Origin of the sequence: Pseudomonas sp. KNUC1026, assembly GCF_021650705.1 — a bacterium.
Classification (GTDB): domain Bacteria; phylum Pseudomonadota; class Gammaproteobacteria; order Pseudomonadales; family Pseudomonadaceae; genus Aquipseudomonas.
The window spans coordinates 4,088,651-4,114,681 of sequence record NZ_CP087138.1; the positions used below are offsets into that span (position 1 = coordinate 4,088,651).

A 26,031-nucleotide genomic window follows, 5' to 3' on the forward strand; every position below is an offset into this window, starting at 1 on the left:
CCTCCCCGCTCTCTAAATCCAGATGAGGCCCGCGTAGCACCCCCCATGGTCGGCTCGTAAAGTGCAAGTAATGGGAAGGTTAGGCAGCGGCTAACCCCTCGACCTCAGGGTCGTTGATGTTTCAAGGGCCTGCCTGGCCCTGATCAATCAAAAGCCGAGCGAAAGCTCGGCTTTTCTTTGGCTATCGAAAACCTCTCCCGGCAATCTCGACTACTTCTGAACGCTGGCTATCTTTGCCGCTTACCCGGCATTTCGATCCCATGCTCGTTCACCCGCCGATACAAGGTCGCCCGGGAAATCCCCAATGCCTGCGCCGCATCTGCTGGCTTCCAACGATGCCGTATCAAGGCCTCTGAGCAGAAGCTGCCGCTGTGGATTGGCCACCGGGCTTTGTGCTGGCGAGCGTGTGCAACCACGAACTTCGGCGGGTAGGTCCGCCACCTGCACCGCCGAGCCCCCACACACCGCGCAGGCATAGCGCAGCACCTGCCGCAGCTGGCGCAGATTACCCGGCCACTGGTAACCCAACAGGCACTCCAGCGCTGCCGTGCTGAGCTGGGTCATCACGCCACAGGCTTTGGCTTCCTCGACCAGCACTTGATTGATCAGCCCCAGGCGGTCGCTACGCTCGCGCAAGGGCGGTAGTTCGAAGCGTGCGTTGCCCAGGCGGAAGTACAGGTCCTCGCGAAAACGGCCCTCTGCCACCAGGCTCGCCAGGTCCCGGTGCGTGGCGCAGATCACCTGGAGGTCGACCTGCGTGCGGCACGCCGCGCCGAGCGGGGCGATCTCGCCTTCGGCCAGCACGCGCAGCAGCCGTGTCTGCAAACCCAACGGCATGTCACCGATCTCGTCGAGAAACAGCGTGCCGCCGTCGGCCTGCTGCAACAGCCCGCGCATGCCTTTGGCGGCAGCGCCGGTGAAGGCTCCGGCGGTATAGCCGAACAGTTCACTCTCGATCAGGGTTTCAGGAATCGCGGCGCAGTTGAGCGCCACGAAAGGCGCGCCGCGACGTGCGCTCAGTGCATGTACCTGCCGGGCAAACACCTCTTTGCCTGCGCCCGTCTCGCCATGCACCAGCACCGGAAGGTTGCAATCCTTGACCCTCACGGCCAGGCGCAACTGTTCGGTAATGCGTGCGTCCGCCTGTGGCTGAGCCAGTGGTTTGGCCGCAGGGCGCCGGCGAGGCGAGCTGACCCGCACGTGCAACGGCTGCCCACCGGCCCAGGCCAACGGCTGGGCCGACTCATCCGCCAGGGCGCTGAGGTGCTCCATGTCGAACAACGCCCCTACGTGCGCAGGCACATGCCCCAACTGCCTGGCCAGCACCTGCCGGGCGCCGCTGTTGAGGGCGGTGAGCTGGCCGTGGGCGTCCCAGGCCATCAACACATCAGGCTGGCTGTCGACATAGCCCGGCGCACTGTGAGCGCGCAGCATCCACTGGCCCTGGGCACTGTGCATGAAGAATGCGTTCTCGATGCGCCGGGCGCTCTGGGCAACCATTTGCGCGATCAACACCTGGCTGCGGCGGTCATCCGGGGATTGCAGGGCCGAGGCGTCCAGCACTCCGAGCAGCTCGCCCTGCGGGTCGAACACGGGCGCGGCCGAGCAAGTCAGGCCGATAAAGGCAGCACGAAAATGGTCGCGCTTGTGCACCGTAGCCGCGACGCGGGTGGTCAGCACCGCAGCGACACCGCAGGTGCCCTCTTCTCCTTCGTCCCAACAGGTGCCCAGGTAAAGCCCGGCCCTGCGGCAATCGCTGCGGATGGTCGACTCCACTTGGTAGTCGATGGTGTTGCCCTGGGCGTCGGTGAGCATCACGCAGTAGTCGGCACCGCGTACCTGAGCATGCAGGCTTGCCACTTCTTCGCGAGCAATGCGCAGGAACAGCTCCGAGCGCTCACGGCACTCGGCCAGCATCGTCTGCGAAAGGATACGCGGGCCCTGCTGGGAGGCGGGGTCAAGGTGGTGTTGCTCCATCGACCGCCGCCAGGAGTCGACGATCAGGTGGGGCACCGGCAGCACGGGTTGGCGGCCGGCATTGCGCAGCACGCGGCTGACCGCGTCTACGTGAGCCCTGGAGTGTGCGGCAAGCATCAAGCCCTCCGTCTCTGGCTATTTATTGTTGTGCCTTCTCTATAGCGCCCGCGCGGGCTTTCGACAACCCGGGGGCGCCAGCCGGCTGGGTTGAGACGGGTTGTCTCAGAGTCTCGTCGCTGGCGCGCCCGGACTGGCACTGCGCGTCTCAGCCAGTGTGCACGCAAGGCGCGCCCTACCGCTCTGGCCCGGCCTGTCCGGCGAGGTTGGCACCGCTGTTGCTCCACTGCCCTGCAGCACCCAGCCCTACAAGGAGAACAACAAGATGGCCAACCTACTGAACCGCGAAAAGCTGCTGCACGCCTACAAGGTGATGCGCACCATCCGCACCTTCGAAGAACGCCTGCACACCGAGTTCGCCACCGGCGAGATTCCCGGCTTCGTGCACCTGTACGCAGGTGAGGAAGCCTCGGCCGCAGGTGTAATGGCGCACCTGGACGACGAAGACTGCATCGCCTCCAACCACCGCGGCCACGGCCACTGCATCGCCAAGGGCGTGGACGTGTACGGAATGATGGCCGAGATCTACGGCAAGAAGACCGGCGTGTGCGGCGGCAAAGGCGGCTCGATGCACATCGCCGATCTCGACAAAGGCATGCTCGGCGCCAACGGCATCGTCGGTGCCGGTGCCCGACTGGCAGCGGGTGCGGCACTGGCGGCCAAGCTCAAGAAAACGGCCGGGTGGCCGTGGTGTTCTTCGGCGACGGCGGCTCCAACGAAGGCGCTGTGTTCGAGGCGATGAACCTGGCCTCGGTCATGAACCTGCCGTGCCTGTTCATCGCCGAGAACAACGGCTATGCCGAAGCCACCGCGTCGAAATGGTCGGTTGCCTGCGACCATATCGCCGACCGCGCCGTGGGCTTCGGCATGCCTGGGGTCACGGTCGACGGCTTCGACTTCTTCGCCGTCGAGCAAGCCGCCAGCGAAGCCATCCGCCGCGCTCGCGCAGGCCAAGGCCCGAGCCTGATCGAGGTCAAGCTCAGCCGTTACTACGGCCACTTCGAGGGCGACGCGCAAACCTATCGTGCGCCGGATGAGGTGAAAAACATCCGCGACACCCGCGATTGCCTGATGCAGTTCCGTGAGCGCACCACCCGCGCCGGCCAGCTCGAAGCCTTGCAACTGGACCAGATCGATCAGGAAGTGGAGCAACTGATCGAGGACGCGGTGCGCCGCGCAAAGGCCGACCCCAAGCCCACCGCCGCCGACCTGCTCACCGACGTCTACGTCGCCTACGCCTGACCTGCCCAGAACAAGGAGAAGCCTCATGGCTCGCAAAATCAGCTACCAACAAGCGATCAACGAAGCACTGGCCCAGGAAATGCGCCGGGACGAAAGCGTGTTCATCATCGGCGAGGACGTTGCCGGTGGCGCCGGCGCACCGGGGGAGCAGGACGCCTGGGGCGGCGTGCTGGGGGTCACCAAAGGGTTGTATCCGCAATTCCCTGATCGGGTGCTCGATGCGCCGCTTTCGGAGATCGGCTACGTCGGCGCGGCGGTCGGTGCCGCCACCCAGGGCATGCGCCCGGTGTGTGAATTGATGTTCGTCGACTTCGCCGGTTGCTGCCTGGACCAGATCCTCAACCAAGCCGCCAAATTCCGCTACATGTTCGGCGGCAAGGCGCGCACACCCTTCGTGATGCGCACCATGGTCGGTGCCGGCCTGCGCGCTGCCGCTCAGCACTCGCAGATGCTCACCTCACTATGGACCCACATTCCTGGCCTGAAGGTGGTCTGCCCCTCCTCGCCCTATGAAGCCAAAGGCCTGTTGATCCAGGCGATTCGCGACGACGACCCGGTGATCTTCTGCGAGCACAAGCTGCTCTACAGCCTGCAAGGCGAGGTGCCGGAGGAGAGTTACACCATCCCCTTCGGTGAGGCCAACTTCCTGCGCGACGGCGACGACGTCACCCTGGTGACCTATGGGCGCATGGTGCATCTGGCCATGGATGCAGCCGCGAGCCTTGCCCGGCAGGGGATCAGTTGCGAAGTGCTCGACCTGCGCACTACCAGCCCGCTGGACGAAGACAGCATCCTGGAAAGCGTCGAGAAAACCGGCCGCCTGGTGGTGATCGACGAGGCCAACCCACGCTGCTCGATCGCCACGGATATCAGCGCACTGGCTGCGCAAAAGGCCTTCGACTACCTCAAGGCCCCCATCGAGATGGTCACCGCGCCGCATACGCCGGTGCCGTTCTCCGATGCGCTCGAAGACCTGTACATCCCTGACGCGGCCAAGATCGAAGCGGCTGTGCGCAAGATCGCCGAGAAGAGGAAAGCCGCATGAGCCAACTGCATACGCTGACCATGCCCAAATGGGGCCTGTCGATGACCGAGGGCCGGGTGGACGCCTGGCTCAAGGAGGAAGGCGACACCATCGCCAAGGGCGATGAAGTGCTGGACGTGGAAACCGACAAGATCTCCAGCAGTGTCGAAGCGCCCTTCGCCGGCGTGCTGCGCCGCTGCGTGGCGCAGCCGGATGAAACGCTGCCGGTCGGTGCGTTGCTGGGCGTGGTCGCCGAAGGGGACGCCAGCGATGCCGAGGTGGATGCACTGATTTCGCAGTTTCTGGCCGATTTCAAACCGGGCGAGGCCAGCGAGGCCGACAGCGGCCCAGCATCGCAAAAGGTGGAGTTGGGTGGGCGGATCGTGCGCTACCTGGAACTGGGCGAAGGTGGCACGCCCCTGGTATTGATCCACGGGTTTGGCGGCGACCTGAACAACTGGCTCTTCAACCACGCGCCACTTTCGGAAAAACGCCGGGTGATCGCGCTCGACCTGCCTGGCCACGGCGAATCGGGCAAGGCGTTGCAGGCCGGCACGCTGGATGAGCTGAGCCAGGCGGTGCTCGCATTGCTCGATCACCTTGGCATCGACAAGGCGCACCTGGCCGGCCATTCCATGGGTGGCGCGGTCAGCCTGAACCTGGCACGCCTGGCGCCGCAGCGAGTGGCCTCGCTCAGCCTGATCGCCAGCGCCGGGCTGGGCCGGGAGATCAACGGCGATTATCTGCAAGGGTTTACCGAAGCCAGCAACCGCAACGGCTTGAAGCCCCAGCTCACGCAGCTGTTCTCCGACCCCGGCCTGGTGACCCGGCAAATGCTCGAAGACATGCTCAAGTACAAGCGCCTGGAGGGCGTGGGCCAGGCCTTGGCCAGCCTGCGCGCTGCGCTGGCCGAGGGTAGCCAGCAACGCCACGACCTGCGCCAGGCCGCCGAAGGCATCCCCGTGCTGGTGATCTGGGGCGACGGCGACCAGATCATCCCTGCCATCCATGCGCAATTGCCTGGCGCGCAGGTCGAGGTGCTTTCCGGCCAGGGCCACATGGTGCAGATGGAGGCCGCCGAGCAGGTCAACGGCCTGATCCAGCGGTTCATCGACAACGCCTGATAACCACACGAGGGGCAAGACAATGACAACAGCCATCACCCCCACCCACATGCGCGCCGCGGTTTGGCACGGCCGCCAGGATATCCGCGTCGAAGACGTGCCCGTGCCCGGCGACCCAGCGCCGGGCTGGGTGCAGATCCGCGTGCACTGGTGCGGCATCTGCGGGTCGGACCTGCACGAATACGTCGCCGGGCCTGTGTTCATCCCCGTCGACAAACCCCACCCGCTCACCGGCATCCAGGGCCAATGCATCCTGGGCCATGAGTTCTGCGGCGAGATTCACAAGCTCGGTGCAGGCGTCGAGGGTTATGCGGTGGGTGATGTGGTGGCGGCGGACGCCTGCCAGCACTGCGGCCAGTGTTTCTTCTGCAAGAGCGGGCAATACAACCTCTGCGAAAACCTGGCCTTCACCGGGCTGATGAACAACGGCGCCTTTGCCGAGTGGGTGAACGTGCCGGCCAACCTGCTCTATGCGCTGCCAGCGGGGTTCCCGGCGGAGGCCGGCGCGCTGATCGAGCCGTTGGCGGTGGGCATGCACGCCGTCAAGAAAGCCGGTGACCTCAACGGGCGCAACGTAGTGGTGGTGGGCGCCGGCACCATCGGCCTGTGCACCATCCTGTGCGCCAAGGCCGCCGGGGCGAAACAGGTCATCGCCCTGGAAATGTCCTCGGCACGCAAGGCCAAGGCACGGCAGGTGCAGGCCGATCACATCCTCGACCCCAACGAATGCGATGTACTTGAGGAAATCAAACGCCTGACCGGCGGGCTTGGCGCCGATGTGAGTTTCGAATGCATCGGCAACAAGCGCACCGCGAAACTGGCCATCGACACCGTGCGCAAGGCCGGCACCTGCGTGCTGGTGGGGATTTTCGAGGAGGCCAGCGAATTCAATTTCTTCGAGGTCGTCGCAACGGAGAAACAGGTGATCGGGTCGCTGGCCTACAACGGCGAGTTCGCGGATGTGATCGCCGGGATCGCCGAGGGGCGGATCGATGTGAGTGCGCTGGTGACGGGGCGAATCGAACTGGAAAATATCGTGGGTGAGGGCTTCCAGGAGCTGGTCAACAACAAGGAGCAGAACGTCAAGATCATCGTCACACCACAAAACACCACCTGGCCCGCCGCAATCTGACTTGAACCCATAGCAACCGGACTGTACCGAGTGAAGAGGCCGTTGAAGCTCGCCGATCTTCGTGAGCTCCAACGGCCCTATCGCGCAGCGCAGTGGTGATACCACCGATTTCGCTCAATCTCTTGAAGCTTGCAGCTCGCGGCTTGAGGCTAAAACCCTGCCTTGGTGTAAACTCCCTGCCCTTTGCCCCTTCCCGAGGTAGCCGCCATGCCCTGGCTGCAAGTCCGCCTGGCCATCGGCCCGGAACACGCTGAAACCTATGAAGACGCCCTGCTGGAGATCGGCGCGGTATCGGTCACCTTCATGGACGCCGAAGACCAACCCATCTTCGAGCCTGAGCTCAACACCACTCCATTGTGGAAGCACACCCACCTGCTGGCGCTGTTCGAGGCCGATACCCAGGCCGAAGCGGTGTTCGCGCACTTGAAGCTGCTGACCGGCGAGCCATTGCCCGAGCATCACGCCGAGGTGATCGAAGATCAGGACTGGGAGCGCAGCTGGATGGACAACTTCCAGCCCATGCGCTTCGGCCGGCGGCTGTGGATCGTGCCGAGCTGGCACGAGGCACCGGAACCGGATGCGGTGAACCTGCTGCTCGACCCGGGCCTGGCCTTCGGCACCGGCACCCACCCCACCACTGCCCTGTGCCTGGAATGGCTCGACGGCCAGGCGCTGGAAGGTAGCCAGGTGCTGGATTTCGGCTGCGGTTCAGGGATCCTGGGCATCGCTGCCCTGCTGCTGGGCGCCCGCGAGGCGCTGGGTACCGACATCGACGTGCAGGCGCTGGAAGCCTCGCGCGACAACGCCGGGCGTAATGGCATCGCGGCCGAGCGGTTCCCGGTGTACCTGCCCAAGCACCTGCCAGCGGTACAGGCCGATGTGCTGGTCGCCAATATCCTCGCCGGGCCTCTGGTTTCGCTCGCACCGCAGTTGCAAACGCTGGTGCGCCCGGGCGGCCTGCTGGCACTGTCGGGCATCCTCGCCGAGCAGGGCCAGGAGGTTGCCGACGCCTACGCCGAAGCGTTCGAGCTCGACCCGATCGCCGAGCGCGAGGGCTGGGTACGCATCAGTGGCCGGCGCCGCCCATAAAACCTGGTGTGGTGCTTTTGCAAATACGGCCAATCATCTGCGAGTGGTTTTTGCGCTCAGGCAAGCCGCCACTCCTCGCCGTGGCCCAGCTACGGCGAGGAGTGGCAACGCAGCATGGGTACAAAAACGCCGCAGATTAGGGTCGTTATTTGTGAAACGCCACACTAAAATGCCCGCTTGCCCGACCCGGACCGCCGCATGACCGACAGCTTCGTCACCCAGTGCCCGCATTGCCAGACCCGTTTTCGCGTCAGCTACAACCAACTCGGCGCGGCGCGCGGTGCGGTACGTTGTGGCGCGTGCAAGCAGGTGTTCAATGCTGCTCGGCAATTGCTCGAACAGAGCGCGCAGGCACTGCCGCCGAATGCTCAGGCGGTGCCCGGAGAGTCGCTGCCACAACCGGTTGCGGTGGAGGTTCCCGTTGCGCTGGAACCTGCCGTACCTGCTGAAACGCCTCCTGCACCACCCCGGCAACCCCTGAACCAGCTCGAATGGCAAGCTGCCCACCTCGACCAGCTGGACCTGGACAGCGAGCTGGCGCACCTGGAGCACCGCAGCCCCGCTCCACGCCCCGCCATCGCTCCCGGCCTTAGCGCAAGCCGCGAGGCCGGGAAGAGCACTGGCACGAAGAACCGTTCGGCAGCCATCACCAAGAAGACGAACCCGCCGGAATACTGGTGCCGCCGGAGCTCGACCCGGTCCGCCAGGAGCCATCCTTCGAGGCCGGCCCGCTGGATGACTTCGACACACCGCCGCACTCCACGCGTGATGAAGGCCTGAGCGCCGAGCCCGAGCAAACCCTCGAAACCGAGCTGCTTTCGCAGGCTGCCGAGCAAGACCCACGCCTGGGCAATGCTCGCGACCTCGACGAGGAATACGACGAGCCCGCTCCCGTGCGTGGCAAGGCTGCACGCACCGAGCCCGGGTTGCACAACGAGCATCTGCTGGATCTGCAGGACGACCCGCTGCAGTTGCAGTGGCAACGCAGCCGCTCTTCCTGGGGCAAGCGCCTGCTGTGGAGCCTGTTGTCACTGCTGGCCGCACTTGGCCTGCTGGCCCAGTACCTGTTCTACCACTTCGACGAGGTCGCCCGGCAGGACCAGTACCGCCCTTGGGTACAAACCTTCTGCCAGGTCGCCGGCTGCACCTTGCCCTCGCGCGTGGACATCAACCAGATCAAGAGCAGCAACCTGGTGGTGCGCAGCCACCCGGATTTCGCAGGGGCTTTGGTCGTGGACGCGATCATCTACAACCGCGCGCCCTTCTCCCAGCCGTTTCCGCTGCTGGAGTTGCGTTTCGCCGACCTCAATGGCCAATCGATCGCCAGCCGGCGCTTCAAGCCTGCCGAGTATCTGGCCGGTGACCTTGCCGGCCAGGCCGACATGCCCCCGCAAACACCGATTCACATCGCCTTGGACATTCTTGATCCGGGCGCAAAAGCGGTGAACTACAGCCTCTCGTTCCGATCTCCAGAGTGAGTCGCGCCCGCCGCCCAATCGAGCGGCGGCAAAAAGTTGTTCAGATTTTATCCAGATCAATCTTTATCCGGTCATCGAGAGCGGGTATCATGCCCTCCCTTTTCGAACTCATGGCTTCGTACGAATCCGGCCTTACCACAGGTAATCAGCATGTCGGCGGTACGCATCGGCCCCTACACAATCAGCAACGGCCTGGTCCTTGCCCCGATGGCAGGGGTCACCGATCAGCCCTTTCGCCAGCTTTGCCGGCGGCTGGGTGCAGGGTTGGTGGTGTCGGAGATGGTCTCGGCCGACCTGTCGCTGTGGGACAGCCGCAAATCCCGGTTGCGCCGTATTCACCAGGGTGATGCCGAGCCGCGCTCGGTACAGATCGCCGGCGGTGATGCGGCAATGATGGCTGCTGCTGCCAAGGCCAATGTCGACGCCGGCGCGCAGATCATCGACATCAACATGGGTTGCCCGGCGAAAAAGGTATGCAACAAGGCGGCGGGCTCTGCCCTGCTGCGCGACGAAGCGCTGGTGGCCGAGATTCTCGAGGCCGTGGTCGGCGCCGTGGATGTACCGGTAACACTCAAGTTTCGCACCGGCTGGGACCGCGACAACCGCAATGGCGTTGCCATCGCGCGCATCGCCGAACAGTCCGGCATCAGCGCGCTGGCCGTTCACGGCCGCACCCGCGCCGACCTGTACACCGGCGAGGCCGAGTACGAAACCATCGCCGCGATCAAGCAGGCGGTGGCCGTTCCCGTCTTCGCCAATGGCGATATCACCTCGCCGCAAAAGGCCCGGTACGTGCTCGATGCCACCGGTGCCGACGGTTTGCTGATCGGCCGGGCTGCCCAGGGGCGGCCGTGGATCTTTCGGGAAATCGAGCACTACCTGCGCACAGGCGAAACGCTGCCTGCGCCGGGGCTGGAGGAAGTGGAGCAGATCCTGCTGGAGCACCTGGCCGCGCTGCATGCCTTCTACGGCGATGTGATGGGCGTGCGCATCGCCCGCAAGCACGTGGGCTGGTACCTGGCAACGTTGCCGGGCGCACGGGAATTTCGCGCCCTTTTCAATCAGCTGGACGATAAGCACGCGCAATGCGCCAACGTTCGCGAATTCATCCGCGAACATTACAAAAGCCTCGTCGCAGAGGACGCAGAAGGGGTGGCCGCATGACGATGATGACCGAAACAATAGTGAGTGGAACAACGCCCGTGAGCGACAACGTCAACCTCAAACAGCACCTGATCACGCCCAGTGAAGAGGGGCAGACCCTGCGCGGGAGCGTCGAGAAGGCGCTGCACAATTACTTCGCGCATCTGGAGGGGGCGACGGTCACGGACGTCTACAACCTGGTGCTGTCCGAAGTCGAAGCACCGCTGCTCGAATCGGTGATGCACTACGTCAAGGGCAACCAGACCAAGGCCAGCGAGATGCTCGGGCTCAACCGAGGCACTCTGCGCAAGAAGCTCAAGCAGTACGACCTGCTCTGAAACCCGCAAGATTCCGAAAAGGCGACGGCCAACAGGCTGCTCGCCTTTTTTGCCAACGCTCTGAATGGAACCTGAAATGACCGACCAGACCACCCGCCTGCCCGTTCGCCGCGCGCTGATCAGCGTCTCAGACAAAACCGGCATCCTCGAGTTCGCCCGTGAGCTCGAGGCGCTTGGTGTCGAGATCCTCTCCACCGGCGGCACCTTCAAGCTGCTGCGCGACAACGGCGTAGCCGCCGTGGAAGTGGCCGATTACACCGGTTTCCCCGAGATGATGGACGGCCGGGTCAAAACCCTGCATCCGAAAATCCACGGTGGCATCCTGGGCCGCCGCGGCACCGACGACGCCATCATGGGTGAGCACGGTATTCGCCCCATCGACCTGGTTGCGGTCAACCTGTATCCCTTCGAAGCCACTGTCGCCAAGCCTGGCTGCGACCTGCCCACCGCTATCGAGAACATCGACATCGGCGGCCCGACCATGGTCCGTTCGGCAGCCAAGAACCACAAGGACGTCGCCATCGTCGTCAACGCCAGCGACTACGCCGGTGTGGTCGAAGGCCTGAAGGCCGGCGGCCTGACCTACGCCCAGCGCTTCGACCTGATGCTCAAGGCGTTCGAGCACACCGCCGCCTACGACGGCATGATCGCCAACTACTTCGGCGCCATCGACCAGCAGGCCGCCACCCTGAGCACCGAAGGCCGTGGCGAGTTCCACGCACCTTCAACAGCCAGTTCGTGAAGGCTCAGGAAATGCGCTACGGCGAGAACCCGCACCAGAGCGCGGCGTTCTATGTCGAAGCCAAGCCTGCCGAGGCCGGCATCGCCACCGCAGTACAACTTCAGGGCAAGGAGCTGTCGTACAACAACGTGGCCGACACCGATGCCGCCCTGGAATGCGTGAAGAGCTTCACCAAGCCCGCCTGCGTGATCGTCAAGCACGCCAACCCGTGCGGCGTGGCCGTGAGCCCCGATGCCGAAGGCGGCATCCGCCAGGCCTACGAGCTGGCGTACGCCACCGACAGCGAGTCGGCCTTCGGCGGCATCATCGCCTTCAACCGTGAGCTGGACGCCGCTACCGCCAAAGCCATTGTCGAGCGCCAGTTCGTCGAGGTGATCATCGCCCCGAGCGTGAGCGAAGAAGCCCGCGCCATCGTCGCGGCCAAAGCCAACGTGCGCCTGCTCGCCTGCGGCCAGTGGGACGCCACTCGCGCCCGGCCTGGGACTACAAGCGTGTCAACGGCGGCCTGCTGGTACAGAGCCGCGACATCGGCATGATCGGCGCCGATGACCTGAAGGTGGTTACCCGGCGCGCCCCTACCGAGCAGGAAGTGCACGACCTGATCTTCGCCTGGAAGGTCGCCAAATTCGTCAAATCCAACGCCATTGTCTACGCCAAGGGCCGCCAGACCATCGGCGTCGGCGCTGGCCAGATGAGCCGCGTCAACTCGGCGCGCATCGCTGCCATCAAAGCCGAGCACGCCGGCCTGCAGGTCGAAGGCGCAGTCATGGCATCGGACGCGTTCTTCCCCTTCCGTGATGGGATCGACAACGCAGCCAAGGCCGGCATCCGTGCCGTGATCCAGCCAGGCGGCTCTATGCGCGACGCCGAAGTGATCGCCGCCGCCGACGAAGCCGGCATCGCCATGGTCTTCACCGGCATGCGCCACTTCCGCCACTAATTTCCAGCCCCAGCCCAGGCCGCCAGCGAAACGCTGGTGGCCTGAAGCTTGCAATTTCTCCGAAGGAGACCGAATTGAACGTCCTGATCATTGGTAGCGGCGGCCGCGAGCACGCCCTGGCCTGGAAAGTCGCGCAAGACCCGCGCATCGCCAAGGTGTACGTCGCCCCGGGCAACGCCGGCACCGCCACCGAAGCCAAATGCGAAAACGTCGCCATCGACGTGCTGGCGCTGGAGCAACTGGCTGAGTTCGCTGCTGCCAACGTGCAACTGACCATCGTTGGCCCCGAAGCCCCACTGGTCGCCGGCGTGGTCGACCTGTTCCGCGAGCGTGGCCTGGAGTGCTTCGGCCCCACCGCCGGTGCCGCCCAGCTCGAGGGCTCCAAGGCCTTCACCAAGGACTTCCTGGCCCGCCACAACATTCCCACCGCCGAATACCAGAACTTCACCGAGATCGAGCCCGCGCTGGCCTACCTGCGCGAGAAAGGCGCACCTATCGTCATCAAGGCCGACGGCCTGGCCGCCGGCAAGGGTGTGATCGTGGCGATGACCCTCGATGAAGCCGAAGCCGCCGTGCGCGACATGCTCGCCGGCAATGCCTTCGGCGACGCCGGTTCGCGCGTGGTGATCGAGGAGTTCCTCGATGGCGAGGAGGCATCATTCATCGTCATGGTCGACGGCGAGAACGTGCTGCCGATGGCCACCAGCCAGGACCACAAGCGCGTCGGCGATGCCGACACCGGCCCCAACACCGGCGGCATGGGCGCCTGCTCCCCGGCCCCGGTGGTCACCGACGCGGTGCACCAGAAGGCCATGGAACAGGTGATCATGCCGACCGTGCGCGGCATGGCCGCCGAAGGCAACGTCTACACCGGGTTCCTCTATGCAGGCCTGATGATCGACGCCGCCGGCAACCCGAAGGTGATCGAATTCAATTGCCGCTTCGGCGACCCGGAAACCCAGCCGATCATGCTGCGCCTGCAGTCGAGCCTGGTGTTGCTGGTGGAAGCGGCGCTGGCCAAGGCGCTGAACAAGATCGAAGCCCAATGGGACCCACGCCCGAGCCTGGGCGTGGTGATGGCCGCTGGCGGTTACCCGGGCGACTACGCCAAGGGTGACGCCATTCAGGGCCTGGCCGACGCAGCAGCCCTGCCGGGCAAAGTGTTCCATGCCGGCACCAGCCTCAAGGATGGCCAGGTGGTTACCGCTGGCGGCCGCGTCCTCTGCGCAACGGCGCTGGGCGATACCGTCCTCCAGGCTCAGCAGCAGGCTTACGCCCTGGCTGCGCGGGTGGATTGGAACGGTGCCTTCTACCGCAAGGACATCGGCTACCGCGCCATCGCCCGCGAGCAAGGCGGCAAATAAGCACCACCGGGCGGGAAATCCTTGTTTTCCGCCCGGCCAGGCGCGAGCCTGAGCACGGCCGGTTATACTTCCCGGCACCGTTTCCAGACTGCTGCCCCAGGGGCAGCTCAGCTTTCACGACAAGGACTTCACCTTCGTGCATCGGCTCAGGACCGCGCTGCTGCTGTGCTTCAGCCTGCTAATGCTGGCGGGCGCGCCGTCTTTTCACACGCCGAGCCTGCGACCGGCTGGTCAGCACTGCTCGACGACGATGCAACTCTCCAGCTGGCCGATATCCGCTCCGAACGCTTCCAGAACCAGTTCGCGCCCATCGACCTGCGCATGCTCAATGCTGCGCCCGCGCAAAGCGCGCAATGGCTGCATTACCGGCTCGCCCCACGCCAGCATGAAATGCTGTTGCGCCTGTTCGCGCCCGACCTTGCCCGCCTGGACCTCTACGTGCTCGACGGCGAAACACTGCTGTTGCACCGCCGAATCGGCTACGACGCCACGCAAGACCAACCCCCGACCCGCAGTGGCGACTTGCTGCTGCCGCTGCCCCGCGTGCCGGAGGCGGTCGACGTCTACTTGCGCCTGAGGTCCGAGCATCAGATCCGCCCCACCCTGTCACTGGAAAACGCCATCGACGCGGCCGCCAACCAGAGCGAGCCGTTGCTGTTCGGCCTGTTGATGGGCGCCATGTTCATGCTGATCGTCCACAACATCAGCCGCTACACCTACAGCCGCTCCACCAGCAGCCTGTGGCTGGCAGCCACCCAGGCGCTGGTGCTGGCCAGTGCGATGATCCTGGTCAACCTGGGCCTGCCCTCCGTGCCCTGGAGCCTGGCGCGTACGCCGGCGGCGTATCTGTGCATGCTGGCAGCGAGCATCTGCGCCCTGTTGTTCACGTTGCGGTTCTTCAGCGTGCGGCGCGAGCCCAAGGCCACACGGCTGCTGTTCGGCATGGTGGTGCTGATTGGCTTGAGCAGCGTTGTGTTGCTGTTCGTGAGCGCCTTGCCGCTGAACCTGATCACTTACACGCTGGTGGCAATGACCTGCCTCAGCATGCTGGCCACCAGTCTTTGGCATCTGCAACACGGTTATTACCCGGCACGCTTCTTCAGCATCGGCATGGCAGTGGTGTGCGCAACCTTCCTGCTTGTCATCCCCGCGTTGCTGGTGCTGACTCGCACGCCTGCGCAATGGCTGATCTTCGGCCTGCTCGGCAGCACGGTGGTGGCAGGGTTCTGGTTGAACCTGGCCCTGACCATCCGCCTTCGGCGCATCAGCGATGAACGCTACAAGGCAGGCCGCGCGCTGGCTGCAAGCGATGCCGAACACAACGCCAAGACCGAATTCCTGTCCCGGCTCAGCCATGAGATCCGAACGCCCATGAACGGTGTACTGGGCATGACCGAGCTGCTGTTGGGCACACCGCTGTCGGTCAAGCAACGTGATTACGTCCAGACCATCCACAGTGCAGGCAATGAACTGCTCACGCTGATCAACGAGATCCTCGACATTTCTCGGATCGAATCGGGGCAGATCGAGCTCGATGACGTGCAGTTCGACCTCAACGCGCTGATTGAAGACTGCTTGAACATCTTCCGTGGCAAGGCCGAGCAGCAGGAAGTGGAGCTGATCAGCTTTACCCAGCCGCAGGTACCGCGAGTGATCAGCGGCGACCCCACCCGCCTGCGCCAGGCCCTGCTGGCGATGCTCGACAACGCCCTGCGCCGCACCGACAAGGGCGAAGTGTTGCTGGCAGTGGCACTGGACCAGCGCAGCGGCCCGCCGCGCCTGCGCATCGCCGTACAAGACAGCGGCTGCGCCATGAGCGACGCAGAACGCGAGGCCCTGCTGCATACCGAGCTGCGCAGCCAGGACCTGCTGGCAACCGACAAACCCAGCGCCCAGCACCTGGGCCTGTTGATTGCGCGGCAGTTGGTCACGCTGATGCACGGGGACTTCGGCATCAAGGGCGGCGCCCACGATGGTTGCACCTTCTGGCTGACCCTGCCGCTGGACCCTCTGCGCATGGAGCATGGCATCCCCGACCTGGACAGCCCGCTCAAGGATGCCCGGGTGCTGGTGGTGGATGACAACGACACCTGCCGCAAGGTGCTGGTGCAGCAATGCAGCGCCTGGGGCATGAGCGTCAGCGCTGCGTCGTCAGGCAAGGAAGCGCTGGCGCTGCTGCGCACCAAGGCGCATTTGCGTGACTACTTCGACGTGGTGCTGCTCGACCAGAACATGCCCGGCATGACCGGCATGCAACTGGGCGCACGCATCAAGGAAGACCCGAGCCTGAACCACGACATTCTGGTGATCATGCTGACCGGCATCAGCAATGCACCCAGCAAGATCAACGCACGCAATGCCGGCGTCAAACGCATCCTGGCCAAACCTGTGGCGGGCTATACGCTCAAGACCACGCTTGCCGACGAATTGGCCCAGCGCAGCAAGAATGCTGTACCGCCGCCTGAACTGCCCGGCACCACAGCGCCCAGCGAGCCGGGCCTGCCGGGTGACTTCCGCATCCTGGTAGCCGAAGACAACTCGATCTCCACCAAGGTGATTCGCGGCATGCTCGGCAAGCTCAACCTGCAACCTGACACCGCGAGCAACGGCGAGCAGGCTCTGCGGGCCATGAAGGCCCAGCGTTATGACCTGGTATTGATGGATTGCGAAATGCCGATTCTCGACGGCTTCAGCGCCACCCAGCAGCTGCGTGCCTGGGAGCTGAGCAACCAGCGCCCACGCACGCCGATCGTTGCGCTGACGGCGCATATCCTCAGCGAGCATAAAGAGCGTGCCCGGCAGGCCGGCATGGACGGCCACATGGCCAAGCCGGTGGAGCTGTCACAACTGCGCGACCTGGTCGAGCACTGGGTGGAGCAACGTCAGGGCCGGGCATCGGCGCCAGGCGAGGCAGCCGAACCGGTTCAACCCTCCAGCAGCGACAGGTAGTCACTCTGGATTTTCTGGAAGCGCGCTCGGATTCTGGGCAGGTGAGTGGTTTCGAAACTGCGAACATCGAAGCGAACCAGGCCGATATGGGCCTGCGTCAGCAGCGGTGGCCGAGCAGCACTGAACAAGCCGTCGCTGCCGGCCAGGTCCAGCTCTTCGTGGTAAATCAGCAGCTCGATCCGGGAAACACCCGAGGGTGCCTTTCGCTGCGTACACGGCAACAGTTGAAACATCCCATGCTTGTGAGCCCTGGCGTGCTGCTGCAGGAACATACCGGCGGTGGGCGCCACACTCAGCGCCTGGCTGGCGCGCCGAGCAAGCGTTGCGAAGTGTTCACTCTGGCCTGCAATTGCCTTGCAGGCACGGTCGGTAACGGCCACCCGGCTCATGTCAGGGTTCCAGGCGTGGTCGGCGGGTTGAGCATCCCATCCCAGAAAGCGCAGTTGCCGACGGTAGTAGTCGTACCATTGCCCGCCGGTCTCGGCGTAGAGGTCCATGGCGGCCCGATGGGCGAAACGCAGTGCGTAGGTTACCGCCTCTCGCTGCGTCGGCTCGATGCTGGAATCGAAACTCAACAGCCCTGAACCCACCACACTCATGATTGCATTGCTCATGGTGCATCCTCATGCGGAGGGGCCCTGTTGCCAGAGCCCCGGGCGGCATCAGCCGATGAAGTCCAGGTAGGCATTGCGCTTGGTGGCCTTGACCCCATTCAGGCGCGCGTGGATGTCGCCCGCACCGTCCATCAGCTCGTTCACGCCGATGTTCAGTGCGATGGCGCCCTCGTAGGTTTCGCCGCAGCTGGAGTTCCAGTTCAGGATCAGCACTTCCTTGGGTGCCGAGTCACTGCGCACATCCATCACGCCCATCGCCAGGTACAGAGTGTTGTCGTCGAGCTTGGCGAAGCTTGCTACCGACACGCGGCCACCTGCGGAAGTCTTGCTGTTGGACTTGAACACGGCGTAGGCCTCGGCGTCCTCCGGCAGGCTCTCCAGCGCCTTGCTGGCGATGTCCAGCAACACGGCAGGAGCCGCCAGCTGCGCCTTGATCCCGCTCAGGGCGACACCCATCAGTTCGCCGATCACGTTATCGACGGTCAGGCCTTTATCGCTGTGGCTGTTGCTGTCGAACTGGTAATGCTGAGCCACCCAGCCCAGGTCGACCATCACGGTGTTGAATTGCTTGTACCAACCCTTGGGGTCGGCGTCCTTGTCGAACTTGGCATTGGCCACCAGGGTGGCGGTGCGGTAGAGGTTGCGCGCCGCGCTGACCTCTTCGGCGCTGAGGCCAGAACCGAAAGCGACGATAGCGTCATCCAGAACGGCGGCGTTGGCGAGTGTGGTCATGTCCATGATCCTTTGCTGTAGAAGTGGGCCCCCTCGATCAGGGGGCGGCCACTCTAGGGGCTTGCGGCAAGGCAATGGCGAGTGAAGGCTTTCCTCAGCGCGGCACCGCTGCTGGGTACCAACGCGGCGTATACACCCAGGGCGCCTGGCCTGGGCGTTCGATGAGGCGAGTGGTGGAGCTGCCAACGATCACCATGGTGCGCATGTCGACCATCTCAGGCTGCAGCTCGCCAAGGGTGACCACGCGCAGGCGCTGGCCTGGCCGCGCGACGTCGCGCCCAAGCACCACCGGCGTATGCGCAGCACGGTGTTGGCGCAGGATCTCCAGCGCGCGCCCCAACTGCCAGGGCCGGGAGCGCGAGATGGGGTTGTAGAACGCCATCGCCATGTCCGCCTCACCTGCCAGGTGCAGGCGCTGCTCGATCACCTCCCAGGGCTTGAGGTTGTCCGACAGCGAAATCAGGCAGAAGTCATGGCCCAGCGGCGCGCCGGCCCAGGCAGCGGTTGCCAGCGATGCGGAAATCCCGGGCAACACTTGCAGGTCGACTCCGTGCCAGGCTGGGTCGCTGGCGCCATCGAGCGCTTCCAGCACCGCGCTGGCCATGGCGAACACGCCGGGGTCGCCGGAGGACACCACCACCACATCGCGCCCCTGCGCTGCCAGCTCGAAGGCATGCCGCGCGCGCTGCAGCTCTTCGCGGTTGTCGGTGCAGTGCAGCACCTGATCGTGGCGAAACGGGCCGGCCATGCGCACGTAGGTTTCGTAGCCCAGAACATCCTGGGCGCGCGCAAGCTCGGTGCCCACGGCAGGCGCCATCAGCGTACGGTCGCCTGGGCCCAGGCCGATCACGGCGAGCCGGCCGCGGCGCTGGCCGAGGGCGTCCGGGGCTATCGGCTGAGCATGCACCTGCAATTCCAGGGCATCGCCGGCAGGCAGCGCTGGGGTAAAACGGACGGGCACGCCCAACGCCTGTGCACCGGCGTGCAGTTCAGGGTTCGCCATGATGTCCAGAGGCGCTAGCGAGCAGGCAAGGGAAGCTGCCGCCAAACCTTGTTCGGCGAGCTGCTGGCCGATCTGCTCGGCCAGGCCGGCACCCGCCTCACGCACCTGCGCCACGACACTGCGCGGGTGAATCACCAACTCGTCACGCGCGGCCGGGCGCGCATTCGGGGTCACATGGATCACCCGCGCTGCATCCTCGGCCAACGCCAGTGGCGCCTGCGCAAGCCACGGCGCCTGGCCTTCGACACGCACCGCCTCACCGGCCAACAGGTCGCTGACAAAGCGTTTGCCTTGCTCGATATCAGCCAGCGCGTAACCGGCAGGCGGGTCGAGCAGGCACTGGCCAAAGCGCAACTCGCCGCTGGTGGTGATCGCGGGCGCCACGGCCAGGCATTCGCCGATCTCACGGGCCAGCCGGTTGGCACCGGCCAGGCCACCGAGCAACGGCACCACGGCGCTGCCGTCTTCGGCCAGCGCCAGCACGGCCGGCTCGGCGAGCTTGGCAGCCAGCTCGGGCGCCAGGGTGCGGATGACGATACCCGCCGCGCACAGCGCGATGATCGGGGTGTCGGCACGGTAAAGCGCGCGCAGGGTGTCGCCGAAATGCTCGTACGCCTGATCGGCGCCTTGCACCCGCGTGGCTAGGCCCCAGATGCTGGCCTGTGGATAAAGCCCTTTGAGCTGGCGCGCGGTGGCCATGCCGCCCTGCCCGAGCAGGATGATCGCGGGGCTCACCCTTGCCACCGCTGGCCGGGCACCACGATCAGGGAAAAGTAAGGGGACGAGGCCGGGTCCACCTCGGCCAGTGGCACCACCTTCTGGTTGGCCATGGTCGCGCGTTCCACGTACAACGCACGGCCGTCGAGCCCCAGCTCGCGCAACACCGCGTACACCTTGGGGAAGTTGCGGCCCAGCTTCATAACAACCGCCGCATCGGCTTGCGCCAGCCGCTGCTTGAGGTCGTCGTGTGGCAGCACGCCAGAAAGCACCGACAACGACTGGTTGCGATACACCAGCGGCGCGCCGAGCACCGAGGCGCCGCCGAGCATCGAGCACACCCCGGCACCACTTCGGTGGCATGGCGTTCGGCGAGGCGGTCGTGCAGGTACATGTAGGAGCCGTAGAAGAACGGGTCACCTTCGCAGATCACCGCAACGTCACGGCCAGCGTCCAGGTGCGCCGCAACATCGAGGGCAGCCTGGTCGTAGAAGTCGCTGATGACCTGCTCGTACGACAGCGGCGCCGGCAGCACTTCGGTGGTGACCGGGTACACCAGCGGCAGCAAGGCCTGTTCAGGCTGAAGGTGCGCCTCGATGATGCCGAATGCATTGCCTTTCTTGCCTTTGGCCACGAAGTAGGCCACCACGGCGGCCTCGCGCAGCAGGCGCAAGGCCTTGACGGTAATCAGCTCAGGGTCGCCCGGGCCCACGCCCAGGCCGAACAGCCGCCCCCGTACCTCCATCACTCCACCTCCGTGGCCAGCGCGTTGACCGCAGCGGCAGCCATGGCGCTGCCGCCCGGCGCCCATTCACCACTACGAACGGCACGCCACGGCTGTCGGCCGCCAGCATCGCCTTGGACTCGGCCGCACCGACGAAGCCCACGGGGAAGCCCAGGATCAGCGCAGGTTCGGGCGCGCCGGCATCGATCATTTCCAGCAGATAGAACAACGCCGTCGGTGCGTTGCCGATCACAACCACACTGCCTTCCAGATGTGGGCGCCACAGCTCAAGGGCCAAGGCCGAACGGGTGTTGCCTGCCGCTTTGGCCATGCCCGGCACGCGCTCGTCCTTGAGGGTGCAGATCACCGGGTTGTTCGCCGGCAGGCGCGCACGGGTCACGCCCTCGGCGACCATGTGGGCATCGCACAGGATCGGCGCACCGCCCAGCAGCGCCTGGCGGCCAGCCGTGCCAGCGCCTTCGGAAAAGGCCAGTTCCTTGACCACATCGACCATGCCGCAGGCATGGATCACACGCACTGCGAGCTTTTCGAGGTCAGGCGGGATGCCACTCAGGTCGGCCTCGCGGCGGATGATGGCAAAGGAATTGCGATAGATTTCCTGGCCATCGCGGATGTAGTCGATCATCGGGTCTCGCTCCGTGGCAGGCCGTTCAACAAGGCAGCTGCCGCTTGCAGGGTCAGTTCGCGGGCGCGCAAGCGGCCAAGGCCAGGCTCGGCGCCATCGCGCAAAAAAGGTCATAGCGGCCTGGGGCGACCGCCAGCAGCGTGGCCGGCGCCACCTGGGCCGAGGCGCAGGAACGCGGGCAGCCGGTCAGGTGCACCGCGCGCGGCGGCGCTAGCAGGTTGGCCAGGTGGCGAGCATCGGCCTTGGTGTCGGCCAAGGCCTTGGCGCAGCCGGGCGAGCCGGTACAGGCCTGCATCTGCGCCAAGGGCGCTTCGGGCCGGGTGATGAACCCAAGCACTTGAAGGCTGGCTTGCAGCGCCGGCAGCTCCCGGACGGCCACGTTGGGGATGAGCACGCCCTGCCAAGGGGTGAGGTGCAGTGCCGAACTCCCGGCGTGCTCGGCGAGTGTGGCCAGGGCGCGCAGCTGGGGGGCGCTCAGCCGGCCCAGCTCGAAACGAGCAGCCAGCGCCTGGCTATCTGACGTGCCCACAGCGTGTACACCCAGATCGGCGACCGCCTCGCCGCGCACTGGCAGGTCGATCCGTTGCCCCGGTAGGCCTTGCAGAAACGCTTCGAGGCCAACTTCGGCAAGCAGCTCACGCATGCGTGCCTGTTGCGCAGAAGCCAATGCCAGAAAGCGCTCCAGCACCGCACTCACCAGCCCGAAACCGTCGGCCAGCGGCACGGCCAAGTGCATCCGGCCCTGCGAAAGGCTGCTGGCAAGGCCCAGCCCCAATGCAGTTCTCCCTCCAACTCGAAAGCCGACAGCCACAGGTCGTGCGCGTGCTCGCGCTGCACCAGCGGCTCGCCGCCATCGAGCTGCATTGCGAACTTGGGCGACAGCGCATGCAGGCGCGGCGTGGACTCGAGCCAGCCGAGCAATTGCGCCGCAAGGGGCCGGGTGTTGGCCAACCGTGCCGGGGCCAGGCCGGCCAGCGGGCTGAGCATCAGGTTGCGCACATCGTCAGCACCGGGTTCTTCGCTGCCCAGCCCTGCCGCCAGCAAGGCATCGGCTACCGCCTCGTCGACGATGCCGCGCAGCTGCAGGTTGCAGCGGTTGGTGGCCTCGATAACGCCATTGCCATATCGCTCGGCAGCGCTGGCAACGGCGCGGGCTTGCTCAAGGCTCAGCACACCGCCGGGCAGCTTGATCCGGCAGATGCCCCCGTCGCGCGCCGGCACGATGCGGCGCAACCCCGGGCAAGCCGAGGGGCGAACGCTGCGAGGGGGCACCGGTTCGTTCAGAGGGGGTCCATGAATCGTTAAAAGGCTGAAGGCGCGATATTATGCCTGCTTTGCCCGGCAGCATGAAAATCCAGCCTGCCGGGCGGGCATTGCATGAGGAAGTTTCATGTCGGCATGGCTGACGGTGATCGGCATCGGTGAAGACGGCTACAGCGGCCTGGGCAAGCAATCGCGGCGGGCACTGCTGGCCGCCAGCCGCGTGTTCGGCAGCCCGCGCCAGTTGGCCCTGTTGCCGCACTGCATGGGCGCACAGCGTGTGCCGTGGCCCAGCCCGTTCAGCCTTGAGCCACTACTGGCCCTGCGTGGCGAGCCGGTGTGCGTGCTGGCCAGCGGTGACCCGATGTTCCACGGCGTGGGCGCCAGCCTCAGCCGCCAACTGCCCGCCGATGAGCTGTGCATCCACCCTGCGCCCTCCTCCTGCTCACTCGCTGCGGCCCGCCTGGGCTGGCCGCTGGCCGACACCACGCTGGTGTCGCTGGTCACCCAACCGTTGCCCGTGCTGTTGCCCTGGCTTGCCAGCGGCCAGCGCCTGCTGGTGCTCAGCCGCGATGCGAGCAGCCCTGGCGAGGTCGCCCGCCTGCTGACAGCGCACGGTTACGGGCCAAGCCTGATGCATGTGTTCGAGCACCTGGGCGGCCCTCTGGAGCAGCATGCAGAGGGGCTGGCCAGCGACTGGCCACGCGCAACGTGCGCGGCGCTGAACCTGATCGCTCTGGACTGCCGTGCCGAGCTCTCCGCCGTGCGCCGCGCGCGAGTGCCCGGCCTGCCGGACGACGCCTTCCGCCACGACGGCCAGCTCACCAAGCGCGACGTGCGCGCGGTCACCCTCGCCCACCTGGCACCATTGCCCGGCGAGCTGCTCTGGGACGTGGGCGCCGGCTGTGGCTCGATCGGCATCGAGTGGATGCGCAGCCACCCGGCATGCCGGGCCATCGCCATCGAGGCCGATGCCGGCCGCCAGCGCCACATCGAATACAACAGGGATGCCCTGGGCGTGCCCGGCCTGCGCCTGGTGGAAGGCCAGGCACCGCAGGCGCTGGCCGGGCTGGAGCGGCCGGATGCGATCTTCATCGGCGGCGGCGTCACCGTGCCCGGCATGCTCGACACCTGCTGGGCAGCACTCAAGCCCGGCGGCCGCCTGATAGCCAACGCGGTTACCCTGCAAAGCGAGCTGGCGCTGATGCACTGGCGCGAGCGGCACGGCGGCGATCGACCCGCCTGCACGTGGCACACGCGCAGCCACTGGGCAGTTTCGACACCTGGCGCCAGGCCCTGCCGATCACCCTGCTCGACCTGGCCAAGCCTTTCGATGCGTGAAGAAACCCCCGAACGCCCAGCCCCGCTGCGCACCGGGCTGACCACCGGCAGTTGCGCCACGGTCACAAGCCTCGCCGCCGCGCGCCTGCTGCTGGGCGTGCCGTTCACCGATGCCGCCTGGATCACCCTGCCCGAAGGCAAAACGGTGCAGATGCGCCTGGAGTTCTGCCGCCTGGCCGGAGGCTGTGCCGAGGCCGGCACGCTCAAGGACGGCGGCGACGACCCCGACGTGACCCACGGCGCGCTGGTGCACAGCAACGTGCGGCTGAGTGCAGAGCCAGGGGTGCGCTTTCATGCAGGCCCAGGTGTGGGCACCGTGACCCGCCCGGGCCTGGTACTGGGCGTGGGGGAGCCTGCGATCAACCCGGTGCCACGGCGCATGATCGCCGAGCACCTCGGTGCTCTGGCCAATGAACAGCGCTACCACGGCGGCTTCGAGGTTACGGTGGGTGTTGACGGCGGCGAGGCGCTGGCGCTCAAGACCATGAACCCACGCCTGGGGATCCTCGGTGGGCTGTCGATTCTCGGCACCAGCGGCATCGTGCGGCCGTTCTCCTGCGCCGCGTACATCGCCTCGATCCATCAGGGCATCGACGTGGCCCACACCAATGGCTACACCCATATCGCCGCCTGCACCGGCAACGCCAGCGAGGACACCATGCGCAGCGTCTACGCCCTGCCCGACATCGCCTTGATCGAGATGGGCGATTTCGTCGGTGCCGTGCTCGAGCATTTGCGCAAAGTGCCTGTGGCGCGGTTGAGCCTGTGCGGCGGGTTCGGCAAGGTCAGCAAGCTGGCCGCCGGCCACATGGACCTGCACAGCCGCCACTCCAGCATCGACCTGCCGCAACTGGCCCGCTGGGCCGCCGAGCACGGCGCAAGCAGCGCACTGCAAACCGCAATCACCCAGGCCAACACCAGCCAGCAAGCGTTGGCACTGGCTCATGCAGAAGGCGTGGCGCTGGGCGACGCAGTGTGCGGCCACGCCCTGGCCTTCGCCCGCAGCGTGGTGCCGGCGCAGGTGGCGGTGGAGGTGTTCGCCATCGACCGCCAGGGTGGCATCGTCGGCCGTGCCGGGGGTTGGGCATGAGGCGCATCCTGCTGCTCGGCGGCACCACCGAAGGCATCGCCCTGGCGCGCGGGCTGGGTGCAAACGACCTCTACAGCCTGGCCGGCGTGGGCCTGGTGCCGCAGGGCCTGCCCTGCCCGGTGCGGGTGGGCGGCTACGGCGGTGCCGAGGGCCTGGCCGCCTTCATTCGCGCCGAAAGCATCAGCCTGCTGGTGGACGCCACTCACCCCTACGCGGCGCGCATCAGTGCCAATGCCGTGAATGCCGCGCGCATCAGCGGCATCCCGTGCTGGGCGCTGCGCCGGCCAGGCTGGGTGGCGCAGCCGGGGGATGATTGGCGTGAGGTCGCCGATTGGGCCGAGCTGGTGCAAGCGTTACAGCCGTTCAGGCATCCGCTGTTCACGCTCGGCCGCGAGCCCTTGCAGCACCTGAATCAGATTCCACCCCACCAGTTCTGGACCCTGCGCGCCCTGGAGGCAGTGCCGGGCAACGCACGCTGCGAAGTGATCGGCGCGCGCGGGCCTTTTGCCCTGGAAGGTGAGCGTGCCCTGTTCGAGCGCTGCCGAACCGATGTGCTCATCAGCAAGAACAGCGGCAGCGGTGCGACCGAGCCGAAACTGCAGGTCGCACGCGAACGCGGCATTCCGGTGCTGGTGTTGCGGCGCCCGCCCTTGCCTACCGCAGACCGTGAATTCTCGAGCGTCCAGGCGCTGGCGGCGGCTTTGTAGTATCCCGACCCAAACTGGCTTTTTACTTGAGCCAGGGCTTCTGGCTAAATGGCGGGCACCGTTTCCCTAGAGTTCGCGATCATGCGCAGCTTGCCAAGGTTGGCCTTCATTCCCCTGCTCCTGCTTACCGGCCAGGCCCTGGCCGCCATCACCGTGAGCGCGCCCTGGTCACAGGCGCTGCCGCCCGGCTCGCCTGCTATCGCCGCATACTTCACCGTGCACAACGACGGTACCGAGGACGACGTACTTACCGGTATCGCCTCCCCCATCGCCGGCGAGGCCGGCATGCGCCAGAGCACCGGCGAAGACGGCATGATGAAGATGCAGGCCATTTCCAGCGCGGTGGTGCCCGCCGCCGGCAACCTCACTTTCCAGCCTATGGGCTATCACGCGATGCTCATGGGCATCGCACCGGGCACCGAGCTGCAACCTGGTAGCCACTTCCCTCTCACGCTGCACTTCAAGCAGGCCGGCGACATTACCGTCGACGTGCAGGTGCTTCAGGACGCCCCGGCCCACGACCACGGCACCTGACCGC

13 protein-coding genes and 9 pseudogenes are annotated in these 26,031 nt (G+C 65.8%); 15 read left to right on the forward strand and 7 right to left on the reverse strand.

Annotated features, from left to right (window positions below; genetic code table 11):
- Positions 1-227 precede the first annotated feature (227 nt).
- Positions 228-2,094, reverse strand: a pseudogene (locus LN139_RS19330) (sigma-54-dependent Fis family transcriptional regulator).
- Positions 2,095-2,407: 313 nt separating this feature from the next.
- Here LN139_RS19330 and LN139_RS19335 point away from each other — a divergent pair.
- The 11 genes and pseudogenes from LN139_RS19335 (at position 2,408) to LN139_RS19385 (ending at position 16,659) form a co-directional block, all read left to right on the forward strand.
- Positions 2,408-3,336 (forward strand): annotated as a pseudogene (locus LN139_RS19335) (thiamine pyrophosphate-dependent dehydrogenase E1 component subunit alpha).
- A gap of 25 nt (positions 3,337-3,361) precedes the next feature.
- Positions 3,362-4,381, forward strand: a complete 1,020-nt coding sequence (locus LN139_RS19340) for an alpha-ketoacid dehydrogenase subunit beta (protein ID WP_236355649.1) — start codon at positions 3,362-3,364, stop codon at positions 4,379-4,381.
- Positions 4,378-5,484, forward strand: coding sequence for an acetoin dehydrogenase dihydrolipoyllysine-residue acetyltransferase subunit (locus LN139_RS19345; protein WP_236355650.1), 1,107 nt, complete (start codon positions 4,378-4,380; stop codon positions 5,482-5,484). Before LN139_RS19340 ends, LN139_RS19345 begins: the two co-directional genes overlap by 4 nt.
- A gap of 49 nt (positions 5,485-5,533) precedes the next feature.
- On the forward strand, positions 5,534-6,616 hold the full coding sequence (locus LN139_RS19350) for a 2,3-butanediol dehydrogenase (RefSeq protein WP_236360520.1): 1,083 nt from the start codon (positions 5,534-5,536) through the stop codon (positions 6,614-6,616).
- Between the two features lie 207 nt (positions 6,617-6,823).
- Positions 6,824-7,705: a 50S ribosomal protein L11 methyltransferase gene (gene prmA, locus LN139_RS19355; RefSeq protein ID WP_236355651.1), complete on the forward strand. Its 882-nt coding sequence runs from the start codon at positions 6,824-6,826 to the stop codon at positions 7,703-7,705.
- Between the two features lie 198 nt (positions 7,706-7,903).
- Positions 7,904-9,183 (forward strand): annotated as a pseudogene (locus LN139_RS19360) (DUF3426 domain-containing protein).
- A gap of 150 nt (positions 9,184-9,333) precedes the next feature.
- Positions 9,334-10,347, forward strand: coding sequence for a tRNA dihydrouridine synthase DusB (gene dusB / locus LN139_RS19365; RefSeq protein WP_236355652.1), 1,014 nt, complete (start codon positions 9,334-9,336; stop codon positions 10,345-10,347).
- Positions 10,344-10,664 carry a DNA-binding transcriptional regulator Fis gene (fis, locus tag LN139_RS19370; RefSeq protein ID WP_236355653.1) on the forward strand — a complete coding sequence of 107 codons (321 nt, stop codon included), beginning with the start codon at positions 10,344-10,346 and terminating at the stop codon, positions 10,662-10,664. The genes dusB and fis overlap by 4 nt, the downstream gene beginning before the upstream one ends.
- Before the next feature lie 76 nt (positions 10,665-10,740).
- Positions 10,741-12,346 (forward strand): annotated as a pseudogene (purH, locus tag LN139_RS19375) (bifunctional phosphoribosylaminoimidazolecarboxamide formyltransferase/IMP cyclohydrolase).
- A gap of 74 nt (positions 12,347-12,420) precedes the next feature.
- Positions 12,421-13,710: a phosphoribosylamine--glycine ligase gene (gene purD / locus LN139_RS19380; protein WP_236355654.1), complete on the forward strand. Its 1,290-nt coding sequence runs from the start codon at positions 12,421-12,423 to the stop codon at positions 13,708-13,710.
- A gap of 136 nt (positions 13,711-13,846) precedes the next feature.
- Positions 13,847-16,659 (forward strand): annotated as a pseudogene (locus LN139_RS19385) (response regulator).
- On the opposite strand, the gene LN139_RS19390 reads toward LN139_RS19385, so the two are convergent.
- From LN139_RS19390 to cobG, 6 genes and pseudogenes are all read right to left on the reverse strand, one after another.
- The gene (locus LN139_RS19390; RefSeq protein ID WP_236355656.1) at positions 16,635-17,273 is read right to left on the reverse strand and encodes a hypothetical protein; all 639 of its coding nucleotides are present in this window, start codon (positions 17,271-17,273) and stop codon (positions 16,635-16,637) included. The pseudogene LN139_RS19385 and the gene LN139_RS19390 overlap by 25 nt on opposite strands.
- A 48-nt stretch (positions 17,274-17,321) precedes the next feature.
- Positions 17,322-18,005 (reverse strand): hypothetical protein, encoded by a 684-nt coding sequence (locus LN139_RS19395; RefSeq protein WP_236355657.1) that lies wholly within the window; start codon positions 18,003-18,005, stop codon positions 17,322-17,324.
- Positions 18,006-18,099: 94 nt separating this feature from the next.
- Positions 18,100-19,707, reverse strand: coding sequence for a precorrin-3B C(17)-methyltransferase (gene cobJ, locus LN139_RS19400; RefSeq protein ID WP_236360522.1), 1,608 nt, complete (start codon positions 19,705-19,707; stop codon positions 18,100-18,102).
- Between the two features lie 32 nt (positions 19,708-19,739).
- Positions 19,740-20,470 (reverse strand): annotated as a pseudogene (locus LN139_RS19405) (precorrin-2 C(20)-methyltransferase).
- Positions 20,470-21,095: pseudogene (locus LN139_RS19410) on the reverse strand (precorrin-8X methylmutase). Before LN139_RS19410 ends, LN139_RS19405 begins: the two co-directional pseudogenes overlap by 1 nt.
- Positions 21,092-22,394, reverse strand: a pseudogene (cobG, locus tag LN139_RS19415) (precorrin-3B synthase). Before cobG ends, LN139_RS19410 begins: the two co-directional pseudogenes overlap by 4 nt.
- 91 nt (positions 22,395-22,485) lie before the next feature.
- On the opposite strand from cobG, the pseudogene cbiE reads away from it, so the two are divergent.
- From cbiE to LN139_RS19435, 4 genes and pseudogenes are all read left to right on the forward strand, one after another.
- A pseudogene (cbiE, locus tag LN139_RS19420) lies at positions 22,486-23,696 on the forward strand (precorrin-6y C5,15-methyltransferase (decarboxylating) subunit CbiE).
- The gene (locus tag LN139_RS19425) at positions 23,689-24,786 is read left to right on the forward strand and encodes a cobalt-precorrin-5B (C(1))-methyltransferase (RefSeq protein WP_236355658.1); all 1,098 of its coding nucleotides are present in this window, start codon (positions 23,689-23,691) and stop codon (positions 24,784-24,786) included. The pseudogene cbiE and the gene LN139_RS19425 overlap by 8 nt, the downstream one beginning before the upstream one ends.
- Entirely contained in the window at positions 24,783-25,493 is a 711-nt protein-coding gene (locus tag LN139_RS19430; protein ID WP_236355659.1) for a cobalt-precorrin-6A reductase, read from the forward strand. Before LN139_RS19425 ends, LN139_RS19430 begins: the two co-directional genes overlap by 4 nt.
- An 81-nt stretch (positions 25,494-25,574) precedes the next feature.
- Positions 25,575-26,027, forward strand: a complete 453-nt coding sequence (locus tag LN139_RS19435) for a copper chaperone PCu(A)C (protein WP_236355660.1) — start codon at positions 25,575-25,577, stop codon at positions 26,025-26,027.
- The last annotated feature ends 4 nt before the right edge of the window (positions 26,028-26,031 follow it).